At 53.0% G+C, this 321-nt stretch carries 1 rRNA gene; it reads left to right on the top strand.

The features are described 5' to 3' along the window. Nucleotides 1-43: 43 nt before the first annotated feature. A 23S ribosomal RNA gene (locus tag IG65_RS0134165) occupies nucleotides 44-321 on the top strand; the annotation flags it as partial.

The raw sequence follows: 321 nt of genomic DNA on the forward strand, positions 1-321 counted from the left end.
GTGTGTTGTTTGAGAACTGCACAGTGGACGCGAGCATCTTTGTTAGTAAGTGTGTAAGAGCGTACGGTGGATGCCTTGGCACCAGGAGCCGATGAAGGACGTAGGAGGCTGCGATAAGCCTCGGGGAGCTGTCAACCGAGCTGAGATCCGAGGATTTCCGAATGGGGAAACCCAGCACGAGTGATGTCGTGTTACCCGCCGTTGAATATATAGACGGTGTGGAGGGAACGTGGGGAAGTGAAACATCTCAGTACCCACAGGAAGAGAAAACAATAGTGATTCCGTGAGTAGTGGCGAGCGAAAGCGGAAGAGGCTAAACCG

It is taken from the genome of Nocardia sp. NRRL WC-3656 (assembly GCF_000720265.1).
Lineage (GTDB): Bacteria > Actinomycetota > Actinomycetes > Mycobacteriales > Mycobacteriaceae > Nocardia > Nocardia nova.